The sequence below is a fragment of the Duncaniella dubosii genome, assembly GCF_004803915.1.
In the GTDB taxonomy this organism is placed as follows: Bacteria; Bacteroidota; Bacteroidia; order Bacteroidales; family Muribaculaceae; genus Duncaniella; species Duncaniella dubosii.
The window spans coordinates 1,157,982-1,175,671 of the sequence record NZ_CP039396.1 but is presented as its reverse complement, the minus strand read 5'-3'; the positions used below and the strand labels follow the sequence as shown (position 1 = coordinate 1,175,671).

Genomic DNA, 17,690 nt, shown 5'->3' with positions numbered 1-17,690 from the left:
CACTCTTATTTCACTATTACTTTTTCGACACGGTTGCCCTGACGACGGATGTAGAGACCGGGAGCCGGGCTGTCGACGCGGATGCCCTGCATGTTGAAGTATTCGACAGGAGCATTGTCGTCGGCGGTGATGTCGGAGATTCCGCTGAAGTCCTCTCCGAAGTTGCCGTTGGCATCCGAGATGCGGAAAGCGTTGAGGCGTACCGTGCCTGAAACCGATGCGGGAGTGATCTTGATGAAGCGCGATGTGGGGTTGAGTTCAAGCTCGCCCTTGAATGGAAGATCCTTTTCGGTCAGCACGCGGATTGTGCGCCATGTCGGTGCGATGTCGGCGTTGCGTGTTTCCTGAATCTTCAGACGGACGGTTGTCTCATCGTCTGCGTCGACCTCGATATACATCTTCTTTGCTTCTTCGCCATAGTAAGCCATGACTTTATCGCTGCTTGAAGATGAGCGGAAGGCAACGTGGTCGGCTGTGACTTCACCCGCATTTGTTCCGCCGCCAACCTGATACCAGTGGGGGTAGTCGTTTTGTGAGGTCTGGACGAGGGAACCTACGGTTTCGAAAGGTGCGGTTTCGTTGAAGGGTGCGAAATTCAGAGGAAGGGTCTTTGCTGCCTTGCCCCAGTGGGTTTCGCCGTCGATCTTTTCGCGCGGGAAATCCTTTGTGATGATTTTGATTTCACCGACAAACGATTTGTCGCCGGCAACGTTGGTCAGGACTCCTTCGGGGAACTTGACAGTGTAGGTCGAATTTGCATCGAGTGCCTCGTAGGCGATGCTGAGCTTGGAGCCCGATGTGCCTACTGAGATGGTCTCGAACTGGTGGCAGCCTTCTATTGTGGCTGTGCCTTCATATTTCACTTCCTGATTGAATGTGAGGGCGAGTGAACCGTCGGTATATTCGATTGTGTTGTCGAGGCTACCGGCTGTCAGTTCGAGAGGTTCTTCCCCGTCGGGGGCGATGTAGCGCTCGATGATGATGTCGTTGACATCTATTTTCTTTCCGTTTGATTCGAGACGGAACCGGACTTCACCTGCATTGGTGTAGGTCGAAGTGAACTTGAAGATTCTCTTCTTGGCACCAAGCACTAGGTCCTGCGAAGTCTCGTCTCCACCGGCTATGGTGTAGAGCTTGACTGTCTGCTGAGAGGTCGAGGGATTGCCGAGGTAATAGGTGATTACACACGGGCCCTGTACGGCGGGGGTGGTGACATATTCGCTGCCGTTGATAAACTGGATGCAGTTTGCTGTAGCGCCCTTGTCGTCATCGGTGGCAGGACCGTAGTCTTTGCTGCCGTCTTCCGAGAAGCAGCCCGGCATGGCTACGATTCGGCTTGAGGTAGCACCGACACCGATTACCATTCCGTTGAATGTCATGGAGTCGTTTTTAGAACCTTTTTTGAAAATGTCGGTGTTGCCCGAGAGCGAGCCGTATTTTTCAGCATATTCGGCAGGGCTGGTGGTGAAATCTGTATAGAAGAGCACACCGCCGGCTGTGGTCGAGAAGCTCCATACGGTGCCTTCGGTTGTGCCGATGTCATTGCGTGAGTCGACACGCCAGTAATACGTCTTGCCTGCGGCAAGATCCTTGGTTTCCCATTGTGTGACCTTCAGCTCGGTGGCCACAGCTGACATTGTCTCACGGCTTTCACCGAGATAGACGGTGTAGAAAACATCGCCTCCATAGGTCTTGATTTTGTCTTCCCAAGTGAATGTGAGCCCGGATGCGACACCTTCCTTTTCAACCTGTGGTCCCGTGGAAATGTCCGGCCTCTGTAGATTCGGTTTAAATAGGGGTTAAAGATTGTTAAAAGGGATAGGGGCGCAATGGTTTTGGCTGTTGGTGAGGGATTTTTTCGTAATTTTACCGATTAATTTTAGGTTAATAGGCTCGTTCCGATAAGAATAGTGGCCTTTTTGCCTGTCCGTAACACCAAAGCCAAGCAATGGAACACGATAAAAAAATAAAAGTGGGAATCACCCACGGCGATATCAACGGCATCGGCTATGAGGTGCTGCTCAAAGCATTGGGCGACACCCGCATAACCGAACTCTGCACCCCCGTCATATACGGTTCGGCCAAGATTGCCAACTACTATCGCAAGGGTATGGAGCTTCCCGAATTTAAGTTATTCCAGATTGACAGTCCCGACAGCGCCGCTACTGATGAAATCAACATCATCAATGTCGTAGGCGAGGACTGTAAACTTGAGCCGGGACAGCCTACGCCTAATGGCGGCAAGGCTGCTCTTGCTGCGCTCGAACGTGCCGTCTCAGACCTTCGCGACGGTCTCATTGACGTGCTCGTTACCGCACCTATCAACAAGAAGACCATCCATAGCGATGATTTCAACTTCCCGGGCCACACCGAATATCTTCAGGATCGTCTCGGCGAAGGTCATCAGGCCATGATGATAATGTGTGCCGAAGGGCTGCGTGTGGCTCTCGTGACTATCCATGAACCGATTTCTAATGTTGCCGGATCTATCACATCGAAAGGAATAACCGACAAGCTGGTCGCTTTCAACCGCTCGCTCGTCGAGGATTTCGGCATACACGGCCCGCGCATCGCGGTACTCTCGCTAAATCCCCATGCCGGCGATGGAGGCATAATCGGCAGCGAGGAGACCGAGATCATCGCTCCGGCTATCGAAGAGGCGATGAAACGCAAGGTGCTTGCTTTCGGGCCTTATGCACCCGACGGGTTCTTCGGCAGTGGGAACTATACTAAGTTTGACGGCGTGCTCGCTATGTATCACGATCAGGGTCTGACCCCGTTCAAGGTTCTTGCCGGAGAGCGCGGTGTCAATTTCACCGCCGGACTGCCTTATGTGCGCACATCTCCCGACCATGGAACTGCCTATGATATAGTGGGGCAGGGGAAGGCCGACGAGCAGTCTATGCGTGAGGCCATCTACTCTGCTATCGACATCTACCGCAACCGCCGCCGTGAGGCTGCCGCAACCGCCAATCCGTTGCGCCACCAGTCATACGATAAAGGAAATGACAAGCTTCCAGTAGAGAAAGCCTGATAAACCCGGATAGCAACGAACACAACCTATGGACTATGCGATTATAGCTGCCGGACAAGGCTCTCGACTGGCCGGAGAAAATTACATCCTGCCCAAGCCACTGGTCACTTTGACTGGCGAAGCGATGATAGAACGTCTGATCGGCATTCTCGATTCGACCGAAGCCGGATGTATCAGCGTCATCACAAATCCTTCGATGCCGGAGGTCGCCGCACGTCTGCGCTCGCTATCGACCAAGGCAGCCTTGCGTGTCATTGAAAAGTCGACCGCAGGTTCGATGGAAAGTTTCCATGCGCTTTCGGAATTGCTTGACAGTGACCGTTCCTTCTGTCTTCTGACAGTCGACAGCATTTTCCGTCCCGGGGAGTTTGCGCGTTTCATTTCCGATTTTGAGTCCGACAGTGAGTCCGACGGCTATATGGGTGTCACGACCTATGTCGATGATGAAAAGCCACTTTACATTGCCGCGACACCCGAAGGCGATATAACAGGCTTTCTCGACAACCCCGTGCCCGGTGTGCGCTATGTCTCAGGCGGTATCTATGCACTCAGGCCGGAGGCACTTTCCGTCCTTGCCGACTGTGCGGCATCCGGTGTCAGCCGCATGCGTGATTTCCAGCGTGCGCTGGTTGCGTCGGGTCTGCGGCTCAAGGCTTGGCAGTTCTCAAAAATCATCGACATTGACCGTCCCGGTGACATCGCGGAGGCCGAAAGATTTCTTGCTGAATCGCCCGGTGACTGACATAAAATATAAGAATTTAACCATCATATCATCATCTCTTCGAGACCGTGCGGTCTCTAAAATTAACCGATAATGGCTGATATAAAAATAGCCGGAATAATGAGAGCGGGTGTCTTTTCGCCTAACCATATAGGCAATGACGCTTCAATCCTCAACCTGACAGCCGACCAGTTGCGCAAACGTGGCTGTGAGGTGAAAATCTATAGTGAGGAGCAACTCGTGGCCGGCGCTGTGAATGAAGACATAATAATAAACATGTGCCGTCATCACCGCTCTTTCCCTGTGCTCCAGCGAAAGGAAGATGAAGGTGCGCTGGTCATCAACTCAGGCTATGGAGTCGAGAACTGTACGCGCGAGCGCCTGACCCGTATCCTCATCGGCAGCAATATCCCTACGCCCGAAAGCATAATGGTCAACACCGACGAGAGAGTGATCGACCGCATGAACAAGCTCGGAATGACGAAGGCTTGGGTAAAACGTGGCGATTTCCATACGATGCACAAGGAAGATGTCACGTATGTCCGTCATCCCGAGGAGGCTCAGGAGGTGGTGCAGGAATACTTCCTGCGTGGCATCAAGCGTGCTGTTGTCAGCCGACATATCGAAGGTGAGCTGCTTAAATTCTATGGAGTCTACGGCACACCGTGGTTCTATTGCTTCTATCACCACGGCTCACGCGACAAGCAGGCGATGGACGAGGATAAGCCATCGTTTGACCACGAAGCTTTCAAGGAGGTATGTAACCGTGCGGCTGAGGCGCTTGACATAAAGATCTACGGAGGTGATGCAATCATCCTCCCCGACGGGTCTTTCTCAATCATTGATTTCAACGACTGGCCGAGCTTTGCCGCTTGCCGCGTCGAGGCTTCTGGTGTCATCGCACGTGCCATACTTGCAGAGATTAAGAAACACAATGCAGCTAAATCGAAGAAGAAATGACAGAAAACCACCGCTTTCCGTTTTTTCCTAAATTCATAGCCACGTCATTTGGCGCAGGCTATTGGCCTTGGGGGCCCGGTACGGCCGGGGCTGTTGTCGGTCTTGTGCTTTGGCTGCCGCTCGCACTGACTGGTCATGTCACAGGGACATTTCTTGCCACGCTCGGACTGATTGTCGTGTTCACCGTTTTGGGTATATGGTCGGCCGGTATCGCTGAGAACTACTGGGGGCCTGATCCGTCGCGTGTGGTCATGGACGAGACTGTCGGGCAGTGGATAACCATGCTGCCGCTTTCGGTATTTGCGGCTACGCCTCGTCCGCTTGAGAGCGGTTCGTTCTGGCTATGGGCGTTCGTGTCGCTTGTTTTATTCCGCTTCTTTGACATTGTAAAACCATTGGGAGTCCGCAAGATGGAAGATCTGCCCGGAGGAACCGGCATCATGGCCGATGATATTCTTGCCGGAATCTATGGTGCTGTAATTCTTGCCCTTTTAATGTATATGTTCACCTGAAAACTCTCTGTTTTCATTCTGCAAAATAATATAAATGAATTTTTCACAGCTGAAACATAAATTCCTTCACGGAGGCGGCCTTGTTTCCACTTTTCTGCGTTCATCCGTGTCATCGCAGGTGGCATCATGGATTGACCTCGGAATGAGTATGCTATTCTATTCATTCGTATTCATAGCGCTTGATCCCTTTTACCGTTCGAATCTTTCGGTGGCTGTCGGAGCGATTGCCGGAGGCGTGGTGAACTGCTGCATAAACTATCGTTTCACTTTTCATGCGGCCGGACAGAGTGTCAAGGCTGTAGGGGTGAAATATTTTCTTGTCTGGACCGGTTCGCTGCTTCTAAACATGTATGGAACGACCGGCCTCGCGACTCTCCTGTCTAACTGGGAATGGCTGATAAAACTCGGATTCAGGCCCGACGGCATTTTTGCTGCGGCGCGTCTTGCCGCATCGCTCGCGGTTTCGTGGGGGTGGAATTTTGTCCTCCAGCGCAATTTCGTCTACCGTCCGACGGCTTTTGATCCATACGCCATACGTCTTGTGAATATGATTCTCCGCTATGACCGTCTGATGGCTCTCGGCAATAAAAAGTCTCACACTGAGAAGCCCTGACCGCCATCATGCTGAAACATAAAGAATTTTTAATCTTAGAATAAAATGCCTGACAACGAAATAATAATCTCACAGAAAACTTCCATGTTCAAGCGATTCCGCGACAGCCTTCAGCAAGGCATCTATTTTGTAATCAACCCTTTCGTGCGTTTCCTGATCCGCATCGGTGTCACACCCAATATGGTTACCACTATCGGTCTGCTCGGCAATATAGCTGCTGCCATGATTTTTGTCTATGCCGGATATACGGCTACTGATACCGATATGAACTATGGGCTTCTCACATGGGGTGGAGTGGTCATCATTCTGTTCTCACTCTTCGACATGCTTGACGGACAGGTGGCCCGCCTCGGCAATATGACCTCGACATTCGGAGCTATGTATGACTCTGTGCTTGACCGCTACTGCGAGCTGTTCACGCTTGGCGGCCTGAGCTACTATCTCATTCAGACTGGATATATTATCGGTGCGCTTATAACCTTCGTGGCTTTGGTCGGCTCAATCATGGTAAGCTATGTCCGTGCGCGGGCCGAAGGTCTCGGTCTGGAATGCAAGGTCGGTTTCATGCAGCGTCCCGAGCGCGTGGTCGTGACTACAATCGGTGCGCTTGCCACCGGAATTGCCGGTCAGTGCGTAGACCCCGCATCTTTCAACGCTGTCATCATTCTCATCGTCTGCATGAGTGTCATTGCGGTTTTTGCCAACATCACTGCCTTCGCCCGCATCAACCATTGCCGCAGACTACTGAAAGGCACTAAATAAAACGTCTAAAATAGTCTCATTAATGTCTGTAATCAATCTTCCGTCGCGCCGGGAGACAACCATCATTATCCCGGTAGTGCTTGTCTGGCTGCTTGTGACCTGCCTCTGTGTCGGTTTCAGGCCGGAACACATTTACATTGCCGTCATCCTGACCCTGCTGCTGTTTGTGACTGACACGACGCGCCGGCTTGTGGTGGCCATGCTTCCGTTTGCGGTGTTCGGAATCTCCTATGACTGGATGAACATCCTTCCCAACTACGAGGTGAATCCCGTCGACATCAGGAATCTCTATGAAAACGAGAAAAACATATTCGGTATAGTCACCGCAGCCGGTACGCTTACGCCAAACGAGTTTTTTGCGCTGCATACGAGCAAGCTCATGGATTTCTTTGCCGGAATCTTCTACCTGTGCTGGGTCCCTGTCCCCATTCTTTTCGGACTGTGGCTCTATTTCAAGCGCCAGTATAAGGTCTATCTTCACTTCTCGCTCGTCTTTCTGTTTGTGAATCTGCTCGGATTCGCGTTCTATTATGTCCATCCCGCCGCTCCGCCGTGGTATGTGGCCTCGCATGGTTTCGATTTCATAATCGGAACTCCCGGTGAGGTTGCCGGACTCGGTCGCTGGGATGAAATGATGGGTCTTGATATTTTCCACGGTCTCTATTCCCGTAATGCAAACGTGTTTGCCGCGCTCCCGTCGCTCCACTCGGCCTACATGCTCATAGCGTTCATCTACTCGCTCAAGGCCCGCTGCCCGTGGTGGATACGGGTGCTTTTCGCGGTAATCTGCATGGGTATATGGTTTACGGCTGTCTATACCTCTCACCACTATGTGATTGATGTGCTCGCCGGTATAGCATGTACGCTCATCGGATATGCGATATTCGAATATGTGCTGATGAAGATTCCTGCATTCAATCGCTTCATGAATTCCTATACGCGCTACATATCAACTCCAAGTTCCGCCGACTGATGAATAAACTCGACAAGGAAGACTATCAGCGTTCGCTGAAGTCGATGGACACAGAGGAACACATCGACCTCGCTTTTTACCGTCCCATAGGTTTCATGTGGGCGCGGTTGGCTGCGCGGTTTGGTGTGAGTCCAAATGCCATCACAATCGCTGCGATCTTCCTTGGTATAGGCGCGGGTATACTTTTCTACTTCCCGGAACTCAGACTCAATGTCATCGGCATGCTATTGCTGGTATGGGCCAATTCGTTTGACAGCGCTGACGGCCAGCTTGCACGCCTTACGAAGCAATATTCGCGCATAGGCCGCATACTCGACGGTCTCTGCGGCGACTTCTGGTTTGTCACCATCTATCTTGCCATTGTTTTCCGTGAAATCGATTTCTCGCCTTTCTTCGGCGACCACCCGTGGGTAATATGGTGTATGGCGTGCGTTACAGGAATCTGCCATACCAAGCAGGCGGCGATGGCCGACTATTACCGTCAGTTCCACCTCTATTTCTTGAAAGGGGAGGACGGCAGCGAGCTTGACAGTGTGAGCCAGCTCCGCCGTCAGCTTGATGAAAGCGGCCTGACATGGAAAAAGAATTTCTGGAAACGCCTCACAATATCTTTCTATCTGGCCTATACGCGCCAGCAGGAGGCTACCTCCCCAGCTCTGCAGGCACTCCGGCGGGAACTGCACCGTCGTTTCCCCTCCGGCAACATTCCTCAGGCTTTCCGCGATGATTTCCGTCGGGAATCACTCCCGCTGATGAAGTATACCAATATACTGTCATTCAACTGGCGTGTGATTACCCTTTTCACGACCTTGTTCATCAGGCAGCCTTGGATTTATTTCGTGGCCGAGCTGACGGTTTTCAACATTTTGCTCGTCTATATGATTGTGCGTCATGAACGTTTTTGCCGTCAGCTGACACAGAGACTTGAAAATGGGGACTATTGAATCATTGGTAATAGCAGATGATGTCAGGGGCATTATCTTTGACTATGGCGGAACCCTTGACTCGCGAGGCGACCATTGGAGTCATATCATACGCGAGGCTTATGTCAAGGCCGGAGTAAATGTTGCCATAGATGATTTTATTGATGCCTATGTCTATGCCGAGAGGGCTTTGGCTGCTGACAGGATTGTGGTTCCCGGCGATACTTTCCGCGAGCTGATGGAAAAGAAAATCGCTATCGAGTTGCAGCGCCTGTCAGACAAGGGCTGTATTTCTGAATCATCGTTTGCAAAGGCCGGCGAGATTGCCGGCTATTGCTACAGTCATGCGCGGGAGTGTGTCGGCGAGTCGGCTGTGGTTCTCCGAAAGCTTGCTGCCGCCTATCCGATGGCGCTCGTCTCTAATTTTTATGGCAATATCAGTTCCGTGCTGGAGGATTTCGGAATCAGGCGCTATTTCCTTTCGGTTGTCGAGAGCGCCGTTGTCGGAGTCAGGAAACCCGATCCGGCTATATTCCGTCTTGGAATCGAGGCTCTGGGGCTTCCTGCCGCTGATGTGCTTGTGGTCGGCGACAGCTATGGCAAGGACATCGTTCCTGCCCGCGCGCTCGGTTGCAAGACCTTCATGATCGAAGGGCGCCAATGGCCGCCGGCCGGCTAATGGAGGAATTTCGGGGCGAGTATGAATGCCCCGATTGAAATGCCGAAATTCCAGTTGCTGTCATGGGCGGAAGTGTAGTTGCCATAGGCGCTGACAGAACCGAATGGAAGTGCAAGCACGGCTTGTACTTCTCCGAAAAATTCCGGATTGCTCAGCCATTTTCCATATCTGGCGGTAGCTTCCGACGGAGCGAGTGTATGGCTTCCGGCATCTTCATAATTGGCTTCATCAGGCAGCCCGTAGGTGATTTTGCGTAGCGGCAGGAAACAGTGGAACGACCCTCTGACCTGAAAAGACCCCGACAGCTTCAGTACAGGGACGATTCCGGCTGTCAGAAATGAATTTGCGCGTAGTTTTGCATTGAAGCTGTTATAGCTTGCAGGTGTCGGATGGAATGCTTCAGACGCGACGATTGAAGCGTCATAGCTTGGCAGGAGTTTGCGTGTCGACAATAATGCCTGTCCTGTCAGGCCGAGAGAGAACCGCTTGCTGATGTCAAGATAGTCGGAGGCTGAGACATGGGCCTGAATCCAGCTTATGGTCCGTTCGCTGTTGCGCTCGGTATCACCCGACGGACGATAGCGGTATTTTCCGGCCATACCGCTGACCGAGGCTTTGAGATCTATGCCTGAAGTGGGGGTGTAGGTGTTGTCAAGTGTATTCTTCTCCCACAATGCAAAAAACTGACCGAGATCGAAGATGCCTTTCTCATGATGAGGGTTGGATTGACCCTCGCTCATGTCTACATGGTAGCGGTCGGTCAGATGTCCGTAGGCGATGCCGGTCGTGAATATCGAGCGCAGCGTAGGAGCGGTCGAATAGAATGCCCGCACGAATGTCTCCGACTTGCGGATGAAATCAGGTTCATGAATCTGATAGAACAGCTTTTCGGTCTCATGATATTTCTGACGTGAGCTGACTATTTTCAGGTGTAGTGCCGACGGCCGCCGGGTGTTGAGCGTCACGCTGAAGTCCCCTTCCACGGCCATGTAGCTTTGTCCGAGCCAAGCGTTAAGGTTGGTTTTGATAGAGTTGAAATTAAGCGTGTTGTAGCCTGCATTGAAGAAAAGCATACTGTTTGTCGAGGATGATATATAGCCTCCGACCCCCACGGAGAAGGGGTCTTTTATGATGGCGTCGAAACTGAGGTCTATCATGCTGTCGCGCACGTTATAAAGAGGGGTCGGCACGAAATTCTGAAGTTTGTCGGAGCTTATGGCTCGGTAATAGGCCGAGCGTCCTTCTTCAAGAGTCATTGGCTCGGTGCGGTGTCCGAAGGCTGAGCGCAGATAGGCGTTTTCAATCGTCGTTCCGCCGTGGACAGACACCTTATTGATTTTCACTTCTGGAGTCGCGGCCTTGAACTTCTCCCGTGATGCTTCGACGGTCGCTTTGGGGACACGCACTTTTATCTTGGCCTTGATTGAATCCATGACTTCAAGTCCGCGCCGATAGCCGATATCATATATCTCTTGATATTTGTCGAATGCAAGCAGCCCGAATTCGTCAAGATTTATCCTGACATTCACTCCTTTATCGGTCGGGAAAGGGTAATTGTTGGGCTGCATGATCATTTCTTCAAGCTGATCCATCATGTTGCGTGAATCAGGCGCGGATTTGCCTGACCCTACGTTTGAGCCTATTACAAAATCAGGATTGAATTCGTCCATCATCACGTCGACCGGGTAGTTGTCATAGATTCCGCCGTCATACATCGGCACGCCATTGAGCAGAATCGGTTCGAAAATCATCGGGAACGACATCGACATCCTGACAGCGTCGCTGAGTGGCCCGCGGCCAAGCACGACTTTATGTTTGGCATAGACATCGGATGTCACCGTGCGCAACGGTACGAAAAGATTGTTGAAGTTTGCGCCACACTGCACGGTGTAGGGTGAGAATATCTCGATGAAGGCATAGTTCATCGGGATAGGATTGATGAGGCTTATCGGCAACACCGACGTGATCTGTGTCGAGTCTTTGCCGAGGTTCAGTGTCACGAACGATGGAGTGTCGTGGTGTGAGGAGTAAAAATATGTATATTCAGGATCTATTTTGCCTGTGCTCCAGTAAGTGAATCCTTTTGAGGCGATAAGCTCAAGCATTTCTTTCGGAGTAAAGCCCGAAGCGTAGAGTCCGCCGACAATCGCACCCATCGATGTACCTGTAATGTAGTCGATGGGAATGTCATTGTCTTCGAGTGCCTGAATGAAGCCTATATGTCCGATTCCTTTTGCACCGCCTCCGCTCAGAACAAGACCTACGCTGGGGCGGTCGGGACGCGGCGGTGTCCCGATGCCTCCTCCGGCTGTCATATATCCCTCGGCGGTTACGACAGGAATGGGTTCAGAACCGTTGTCGGCAGCATGGAGTGTGGCTGAAAGGCAGATCATGGCAAAGGCCACGAGTGATAAATGTCGCATGGATTAACTATAAATGATTTGGAACGTGATGGATATATCTTTTTAACAATCCAATTATGAAAAATGATTAAAAAAGACTATTTTTGTTGTATGGCTATGGTTATGTCCGTGGCATCATGAAGAAAGTAAGATATTTTTATGACCAGATTCAATCAGATACAGGAAATCAAACGCCGACTTTTTGCGATGCGCAACGGCATTGTGGCCGACACTATCCGCAAGGGTGGATTAGAGTATAAAATGGTGTTCGGGCTGAATCTTCCGCAGATTGTTGAGATAGCCTCCGGGATAGAGCCTTCACAGGCTCTGGCTGAGGAATTCTGGGCCGATTCGCGCACGAGAGAGAGCATGTTGCTCGCTCCGATGATCTATCCCCGCGAAGCCATGACTCGCGAGCGTGCGTCTGAAATGCTGCGCGAGTCTATTACAACAGAGGTTACCGATATTCTTTGCCACAGGCTGCTGCGCCATCTGCCGTTTGCAATGGATGTCGCGGTCGATGCTGTCACATCGTCAGATGAAATGGAGCGCTACGGAGGATTCAGGCTGATGTTCAATCTTCTGTATAGCCGACCGGCTGACATCAGACCTTTTGTCGAAGCTGAACTTTCGGCGGATTGCGCGCTGACTCGCCCCGTCTGTCAGAGTATGCTCGATGAGATAAAGTTTATGCTTGACGAGGAAGACTGACAGTCGCCATTCAGTAAGCTGTATCATGTATTCTGTGCGAGGCTTGTCTACTTTAATAGTAGACTGTATTCCTCGCTGATTACGACCGGGCAGAATCCGAGCTTTATAAGCTCGTCGATAGTCGCCATGCACGGTCTGTCCCAACGCATGTCGCCTCGGAATATCACCGCATCACTCTCTGAAAGTTCATTTACGACCTCGGAGCGGATTTCAGGTATGTTCTCATCGTAGTGATAGAGGTTATGGGTGCGCGTGCAATCGGAATTGAAGGCATACTGGAAGTGGTACTTATATAAACCCCAGAATCTGACAGTGCGTCCCTCTGCCTGTAGTGTTCGGACGGTGGATATGACCGGTTGCCACAGCTGCATGGCCTGTCTTGAAAGTTTCAGACCCTCGAATCGAGCAACAGGTATGGACTGCTGATGTGTGTCACGGTTGTTTCTTGTGATGCCAAGACTCATTTTCAGGGTCAGCAGCATGAGGATTATAAAATAGCAGCTGATGGTAAGATTCATGTAGGGGTAGATATAGGCGCATGCAATCGGAATCAGCGGCAGTGCGAGTGGCCGTTCGGCAATCCCGTTTGACCCGACTGCGGCGACGAGAGAGAAGGCGGCTATTACCCACAGGCGTGCGGTCGGACATTCGGTGGAAGTGTCAATAAACCTCCGTCGTAACGGAAGGTAGAGCAAGGTTATCAGTAATGTTCCCTGAGCTATTCCGAAGTCTGCTGTCGGTGCGTCTATGACGTTGATGAGTAAAGATGCAGCTGCGGTTGCTGTGATTATTGAGAAAATCGATGCGACGATATCGAAAAGTGTATGCCGGAACTTTACGATTAGCCATGAGGCAAGATAAAGCAGGCCTGTCACTCCCCATAGGAGTAAGTTGTGTATTCCCAGTTCGACAAGGCGGCCGAGATAATCCGAAGCAGAAGTGTGGCCGGTGATTATATTTTCGGGATTCCATGACCGTATATAGGTCTCCATGCCACACATGAGCATGATGGTTATTGTTGCGGTCACAGCAAAGGAAATGATGCCTATGAGAATGTCGCGGGTGATGATTGACGACGCTTTGCATTTGTCGGCCGGTTTCAGAGCCGTGCGGACTATGATGACAGGAAAAATCGGCAGTATGCAGATTGTCGGTATCCGGCTCAGGATCATCAGCGCACTGCTTATTCCGACGAAAGCTGCGGCAGCCGGAGTCTTGGCCGACATATAATATAAGGTGGCCAACAGGCAAATGACGATGAATGGATATGCGCCCGTGTCCCAGTTGTAGATAAACATGGCCGTGTAGGTCGACATGCCTGAGAGAAGCATGAAGAGAAAGGCGCATGGAATGATTTTGTGTGTACGGTGATAGAAATATGTGCAACCTAATCCTATGGATGTCAGATGGCAGAGTGCCATGAGACTGCGCAAAGCCAAAAGCCGGTCACCGAAGATTTCACACCACAGCGCGCCGATGCGGAATGTCAGCATGGCAAGCGGTGCGTCGGCATAGCCTCTTACACAGAGTGCCTGATAGAGTTCATCCTGTCCCGGGTCAATGTAGCGTAGACCCGAGAATGCGAGATAGATTCCGGCCATGACCATAAGTGTAGCCGTGATGTTGGCGACAAGAGAGGTTGATGCCGGATGGTTTGGGATATTTATGGTCTGCGACATTTTGGCTGCGGTTATGCTCGGGGTATTATGTTTGGAGTTGAGTGGAGAGAAAGAATCCGGGTAAGGTAAAGGCGGAAGAACCGGCCATGTCGCAATGGTCATTACTTCCGCCTTAGAGTGATATTTTTCTGAAGTGGCAGGAGGATTAATCCTCTTCCTTCATGTTGTGGAACACATTCTGCACGTCTTCGTCTTCTTCGATTTTTTCGAGAAGTTTTTCGATGGCGGCACGCTGTTCGGGAGTGACTTCCTTAACGTCGTTGGGAATACGTTCGAATTCAGACGAAATGATTTCGAAGCCGTTGTCTTCGAGATATTTCTGGATGTTTGAGTATTCTTCGAACGCACCGTAGAGAATCACCTGCTCTTCGCCTGATTCCTCGTCAACGATGTCTTCAAGTTCGTCCACACCGTAGTCGATGAGTTCGAGTTCGAGGTCTTCGAGCGATACGCCTTCTTTGGGTTTGATTTTGAAGACGCTCTTGTGGTCGAAAAGGAAAGTGAGCGAGCCTTGAGTTCCGAGGCTGCCTCCGTGTTTTGTGAAATAAGAACGGACGTTTGCAACGGTACGGGTGTTGTTGTCGGTCGCAGCTTCTACGAAGATTGCGATTCCGTGGGGGCCGTATCCCTCATAGGTGATTTCCTTGTAGTCGCCGGCATCCTTGTCGGTAGCTTTCTTGATTGCGCGTTCAACGGTGTCCTTGGGCATGTTGGCTGCCTTGGCGTTCTGCATGAGTGCGCGGAGACGGGGTTGGTTGAGGGATCGGGGCCTCCGGCCTTTGCTGCTATGGTGATTTCCTTACCTATACGGGTAAATGTACGCGACATGTTACCCCAGCGTTTGAGTTTGCGTGCTTTGCGGTATTCAAATGCTCTTCCCATGATAGTGAGTGTTACAGTTGAGTTTTATTATTGTTTTTCTATTGTTTTGTCTGAAGTTTACACGGTCTTTAAGCGTTATCGTAGCTCTGCACCGAGTTTTTTGGTGAGATTTCCGATGACTTTGTTCATCACGGCCTCGATCTGCTTGTCCTGAAGGGTCTTTTCATCATCCTGAAGAGTGATGGCGATTGCGTATGACTTCTTGCCTTCGGGAAGATTCTTGCCTTCGTAAACGTCAAACAAGGTCACGCTCCTGAGCAGACGGCGTTCGCTTTCACGGACGATTGCTTCAACCTGATCGAGTGTGACGTTCTTGTCGAGCAGAAGTGCGAGGTCTCTCTTCACCGGCATCGTCTTGGCAAGTGGTAAGTAGCTCACTTTCTTGCGGAGCGATAGATTGACAAGTGCGTGCCAGTCGAGCTCACAGTAGATGACTTCCTGCTTGATGTCGAATTTCGAAGCCAGTTTTTTGGATATCACACCGAGTGTGCCGAGATTCTTGCCTGAGCGGGTGTTGATGTCGAGCGCGGCTGAGTAAAGGGCGCATGACGATGCCGCGAGCTTGATTTCAGCAGGATTTATGCCAAGACGGTTGAGGACGTTGGCGATGACGGCCTTCATGTCGTAGACGGTCGCCGGCTGTTCGGGGCGTGCCCAGTTGCCCGGACGGAGTGCGCCGGTAAGCCATATGGCGAGACGCGAAGCTTCGCTGTAGGGGGCAAGAACCTTTTCAGCCGTGGCTTCAACGGCCGGGTTGAAGAAGTAGACATTGCCGAATTCATACATGGCGAGGTCTGCCATCTTGCGGTTGATGTTGTGGCTGAGCGATTCGAGACCTCCGAAAAGGAGTGTCTGGCGCATTACGTTAAGGTCGTTGCTCAGAGGGTTGAGCAGTCTGACGCAATGGTCGGCCGGATAAGCGGCAAGGTCGGTGTAGTAGGCTTCGGCTGTGAGGGAATTGTTGAGGATTTCATTGAACCCTTCGGCGGTCAGCTGTTCGCTGATGAGGTTACGGAGCTTGTTGTCCTGATCCTCGAAGCTCTGCGACGAGAGAGCTGAACGGACAGAGCTTGAAATCTCCACGTTGTTGTAGCCATAGATGCGGAGCACGTCTTCGGCCACGTCGCAGGGACGGGTGACATCGACGCGATAGGTAGGCACTTTCATGTCGGCTTTTTCGTCGGTCACTTCCGTAAGTTCCATTTCAAGGCTATTCAGTATCGAGACGATGGTGTCGGCGGGGATATGCTTGCCGATAAGCTTGTCGAAATATTCGAAGCTGAGGCTGACTTCAGCCGGTTCGATTCGCGACGGATAGTTGTCGCAGAGCGGTCCGCAGATTTCACCTCCGGCAAGCTCCTTGACCATGAGTGCTGCGAGCTTGAGCACATAGAGAGTATTGTTGGGGTCGACACCGCGCTCGAAGCGGAATGACGAGTCGGTGTTGAGACCGTGGCGGCGGGCTGTCTTGCGGACGGAAGTCGGGTTGAAATATGCGCTTTCAAGGAATACATCGGTGGTGGCTTCGGTCACGCCTGAGTCAAGACCTCCGAAGACACCGGCGATACACATGGGGACTTCGGTGTTGCAGATCATAAGGTCGCGTGAGTCGAGAGTGTGTTCCACACCGTCGAGAGTTACGAATTTCTCACCTTCCTTCGCATTCTTGACCACAATTTTGTTGCCGGCGATTTTTGCCACATCAAAGCAGTGGAGCGGCTGCCCCATGCCGTGGAGAAGATAGTTGGTGATATCGACTATGTTGTTGATCGGGCGGAGTCCGATGGTCGAAAGAGCGTCCTTAAGCCATTTCGGAGATTCCTTGACTGTCACGCCACGCACTGTAACTCCGGTGTATCGGGGACATGCGTCGGTGTTTTCAACGTCAACTGTAATGCCCCCTTCGGGGGTGTCGATGGCAAATGCACCGACTTCCGGACGGTGGAGATTGCCGGCTTCAGTGTGGGCGCTCATCCATGCGGCGAGGTCACGTGCCACACCGTAGTGAGATGCTGCGTCGATACGGTTTGGGGTGAGGTCTACTTCGAGCACGTAGTCTGAAGTGAGACCATAGAATTCGGCAGCCGGTGTGCCGGGCTTCACATCGTCGGCAATGACAATGATGCCGTCGTGCGAAGTTCCCACGCCGATTTCATCCTCGGCACAGATCATTCCGAATGATTCGACACCGCGGATTTTGGATTTCTTTATTGCAAACTCCTTGTCGCCGTCATAGAGTGTGGTGCCGACTGTGGCTACAACAACTGTCTGTCCGGCCGCCACGTTAGGCGCACCGCAGACAATCTGGGTTTTCGCACCGTCGCCGAGGTCTACAGTGGTGATGTGGAGATGGTCGCTGTTGGGATGCTCGACACAGGTGAGAACCTTGCCGATTACGATGCCGCGGAGGCCACCGCGGATTGATTCAATCTCCTCGACCGAGCCGGTTTCAAGACCGATTGAGGTGAGTGCGGCCGCGAGTTCGTCGGGGCTGAGATTGAAGTCAAGATATTTCTTAAGCCAGTTATATGATATATTCATGACAATGGTTGGAATATTCGGTTAACCTTTGATTTGCCGTCCGCACTGCCGAGTGTGATGGCAAAAGATGTGCAAAGTTACGAAATATCGGCAAACTATCGGCAAATTAAACCTGAAAAGATAAGCAATAATGCGCTTGTAGACGCAGGATTTATCTGTGGTCGTGACCTGATTGGAATTTTAGCACGACCCATTCTGGAATGCTGAACAATATCGCGGTTATTTCCGTTAAATTTATAGAAAAGACTTAAATTAACGTAAGTTAACTCATTGGAAAATAATGTTTACAAAATTTAAA

At 51.4% G+C, this 17,690-nt stretch carries 14 protein-coding genes and 1 pseudogene; 10 read left to right on the top strand and 5 right to left on the bottom strand.

The features are described from left to right. Nucleotides 1-5 precede the first annotated feature (5 nt). Nucleotides 6-1,637 carry a hypothetical protein gene (locus E7747_RS05130; protein ID WP_136414525.1) on the bottom strand — a complete coding sequence of 544 codons (1,632 nt, stop codon included), beginning with the start codon at nucleotides 1,635-1,637 and terminating at the stop codon, nucleotides 6-8. Nucleotides 1,638-1,948: 311 nt separating this feature from the next. On the opposite strand from E7747_RS05130, the gene pdxA reads away from it, so the two are divergent. The 9 genes from pdxA to E7747_RS05085 all read left to right on the top strand — a co-directional run bounded on the left by pdxA (nucleotide 1,949) and on the right by E7747_RS05085 (nucleotide 9,177). Further along, nucleotides 1,949-3,034, top strand: coding sequence for a 4-hydroxythreonine-4-phosphate dehydrogenase PdxA (pdxA, locus tag E7747_RS05125; RefSeq protein ID WP_123613821.1), 1,086 nt, complete (start codon nucleotides 1,949-1,951; stop codon nucleotides 3,032-3,034). Nucleotides 3,035-3,062: 28 nt separating this feature from the next. Further along, nucleotides 3,063-3,776: a nucleotidyltransferase family protein gene (locus E7747_RS05120; protein WP_136414523.1), complete on the top strand. Its 714-nt coding sequence runs from the start codon at nucleotides 3,063-3,065 to the stop codon at nucleotides 3,774-3,776. A 72-nt stretch (nucleotides 3,777-3,848) separates the two neighbouring features. Continuing rightward, nucleotides 3,849-4,715: an ATP-grasp domain-containing protein gene (locus E7747_RS05115; protein WP_136414522.1), complete on the top strand. Its 867-nt coding sequence runs from the start codon at nucleotides 3,849-3,851 to the stop codon at nucleotides 4,713-4,715. Further along, nucleotides 4,712-5,227, top strand: a complete 516-nt coding sequence (locus E7747_RS05110) for a phosphatidylglycerophosphatase A family protein (protein ID WP_136414521.1) — start codon at nucleotides 4,712-4,714, stop codon at nucleotides 5,225-5,227. The genes E7747_RS05115 and E7747_RS05110 overlap by 4 nt, the downstream gene beginning before the upstream one ends. Before the next feature lie 34 nt (nucleotides 5,228-5,261). Then, on the top strand, nucleotides 5,262-5,840 hold the full coding sequence (locus E7747_RS05105) for a GtrA family protein (protein WP_123613825.1): 579 nt from the start codon (nucleotides 5,262-5,264) through the stop codon (nucleotides 5,838-5,840). Between the two features lie 84 nt (nucleotides 5,841-5,924). Then, nucleotides 5,925-6,602: a CDP-alcohol phosphatidyltransferase family protein gene (locus tag E7747_RS05100; RefSeq protein ID WP_136417033.1), complete on the top strand. Its 678-nt coding sequence runs from the start codon at nucleotides 5,925-5,927 to the stop codon at nucleotides 6,600-6,602. Nucleotides 6,603-6,624: 22 nt separating this feature from the next. Continuing rightward, nucleotides 6,625-7,575 (top strand): phosphatase PAP2 family protein, encoded by a 951-nt coding sequence (locus E7747_RS05095; protein ID WP_136414520.1) that lies wholly within the window; start codon nucleotides 6,625-6,627, stop codon nucleotides 7,573-7,575. Continuing rightward, on the top strand, nucleotides 7,575-8,519 hold the full coding sequence (locus tag E7747_RS05090) for a CDP-alcohol phosphatidyltransferase family protein (RefSeq protein ID WP_136414519.1): 945 nt from the start codon (nucleotides 7,575-7,577) through the stop codon (nucleotides 8,517-8,519). The genes E7747_RS05095 and E7747_RS05090 overlap by 1 nt, the downstream gene beginning before the upstream one ends. After that, entirely contained in the window at nucleotides 8,506-9,177 is a 672-nt protein-coding gene (locus tag E7747_RS05085; RefSeq protein WP_136414517.1) for an HAD family hydrolase, read from the top strand. The genes E7747_RS05090 and E7747_RS05085 overlap by 14 nt, the downstream gene beginning before the upstream one ends. On the opposite strand, the gene E7747_RS05080 is transcribed toward E7747_RS05085, so the two are convergent. Then, on the bottom strand, nucleotides 9,174-11,600 hold the full coding sequence (locus tag E7747_RS05080) for a patatin-like phospholipase family protein (protein WP_136414515.1): 2,427 nt from the start codon (nucleotides 11,598-11,600) through the stop codon (nucleotides 9,174-9,176). The genes E7747_RS05085 and E7747_RS05080 overlap by 4 nt on opposite strands. Before the next feature lie 138 nt (nucleotides 11,601-11,738). Here E7747_RS05080 and E7747_RS05075 point away from each other — a divergent pair, with 138 nt between their 5' ends. Beyond that, nucleotides 11,739-12,290, top strand: coding sequence for a hypothetical protein (locus E7747_RS05075; RefSeq protein WP_123613830.1), 552 nt, complete (start codon nucleotides 11,739-11,741; stop codon nucleotides 12,288-12,290). Nucleotides 12,291-12,337: 47 nt separating this feature from the next. On the opposite strand, the gene E7747_RS05070 is transcribed toward E7747_RS05075, so the two are convergent. The 3 genes and pseudogenes from E7747_RS05070 to pheT all read right to left on the bottom strand — a co-directional run bounded on the left by E7747_RS05070 (nucleotide 12,338) and on the right by pheT (nucleotide 17,392). Further along, nucleotides 12,338-13,969, bottom strand: a complete 1,632-nt coding sequence (locus E7747_RS05070; RefSeq protein WP_136414513.1) for a hypothetical protein — start codon at nucleotides 13,967-13,969, stop codon at nucleotides 12,338-12,340. A 145-nt stretch (nucleotides 13,970-14,114) separates the two neighbouring features. Next, nucleotides 14,115-14,851, bottom strand: a pseudogene (locus tag E7747_RS05065) (YebC/PmpR family DNA-binding transcriptional regulator). Between the two features lie 75 nt (nucleotides 14,852-14,926). Further along, on the bottom strand, nucleotides 14,927-17,392 hold the full coding sequence (gene pheT / locus E7747_RS05060; RefSeq protein WP_136414511.1) for a phenylalanine--tRNA ligase subunit beta: 2,466 nt from the start codon (nucleotides 17,390-17,392) through the stop codon (nucleotides 14,927-14,929). Between the last annotated feature and the right edge of the window lie 298 nt (nucleotides 17,393-17,690).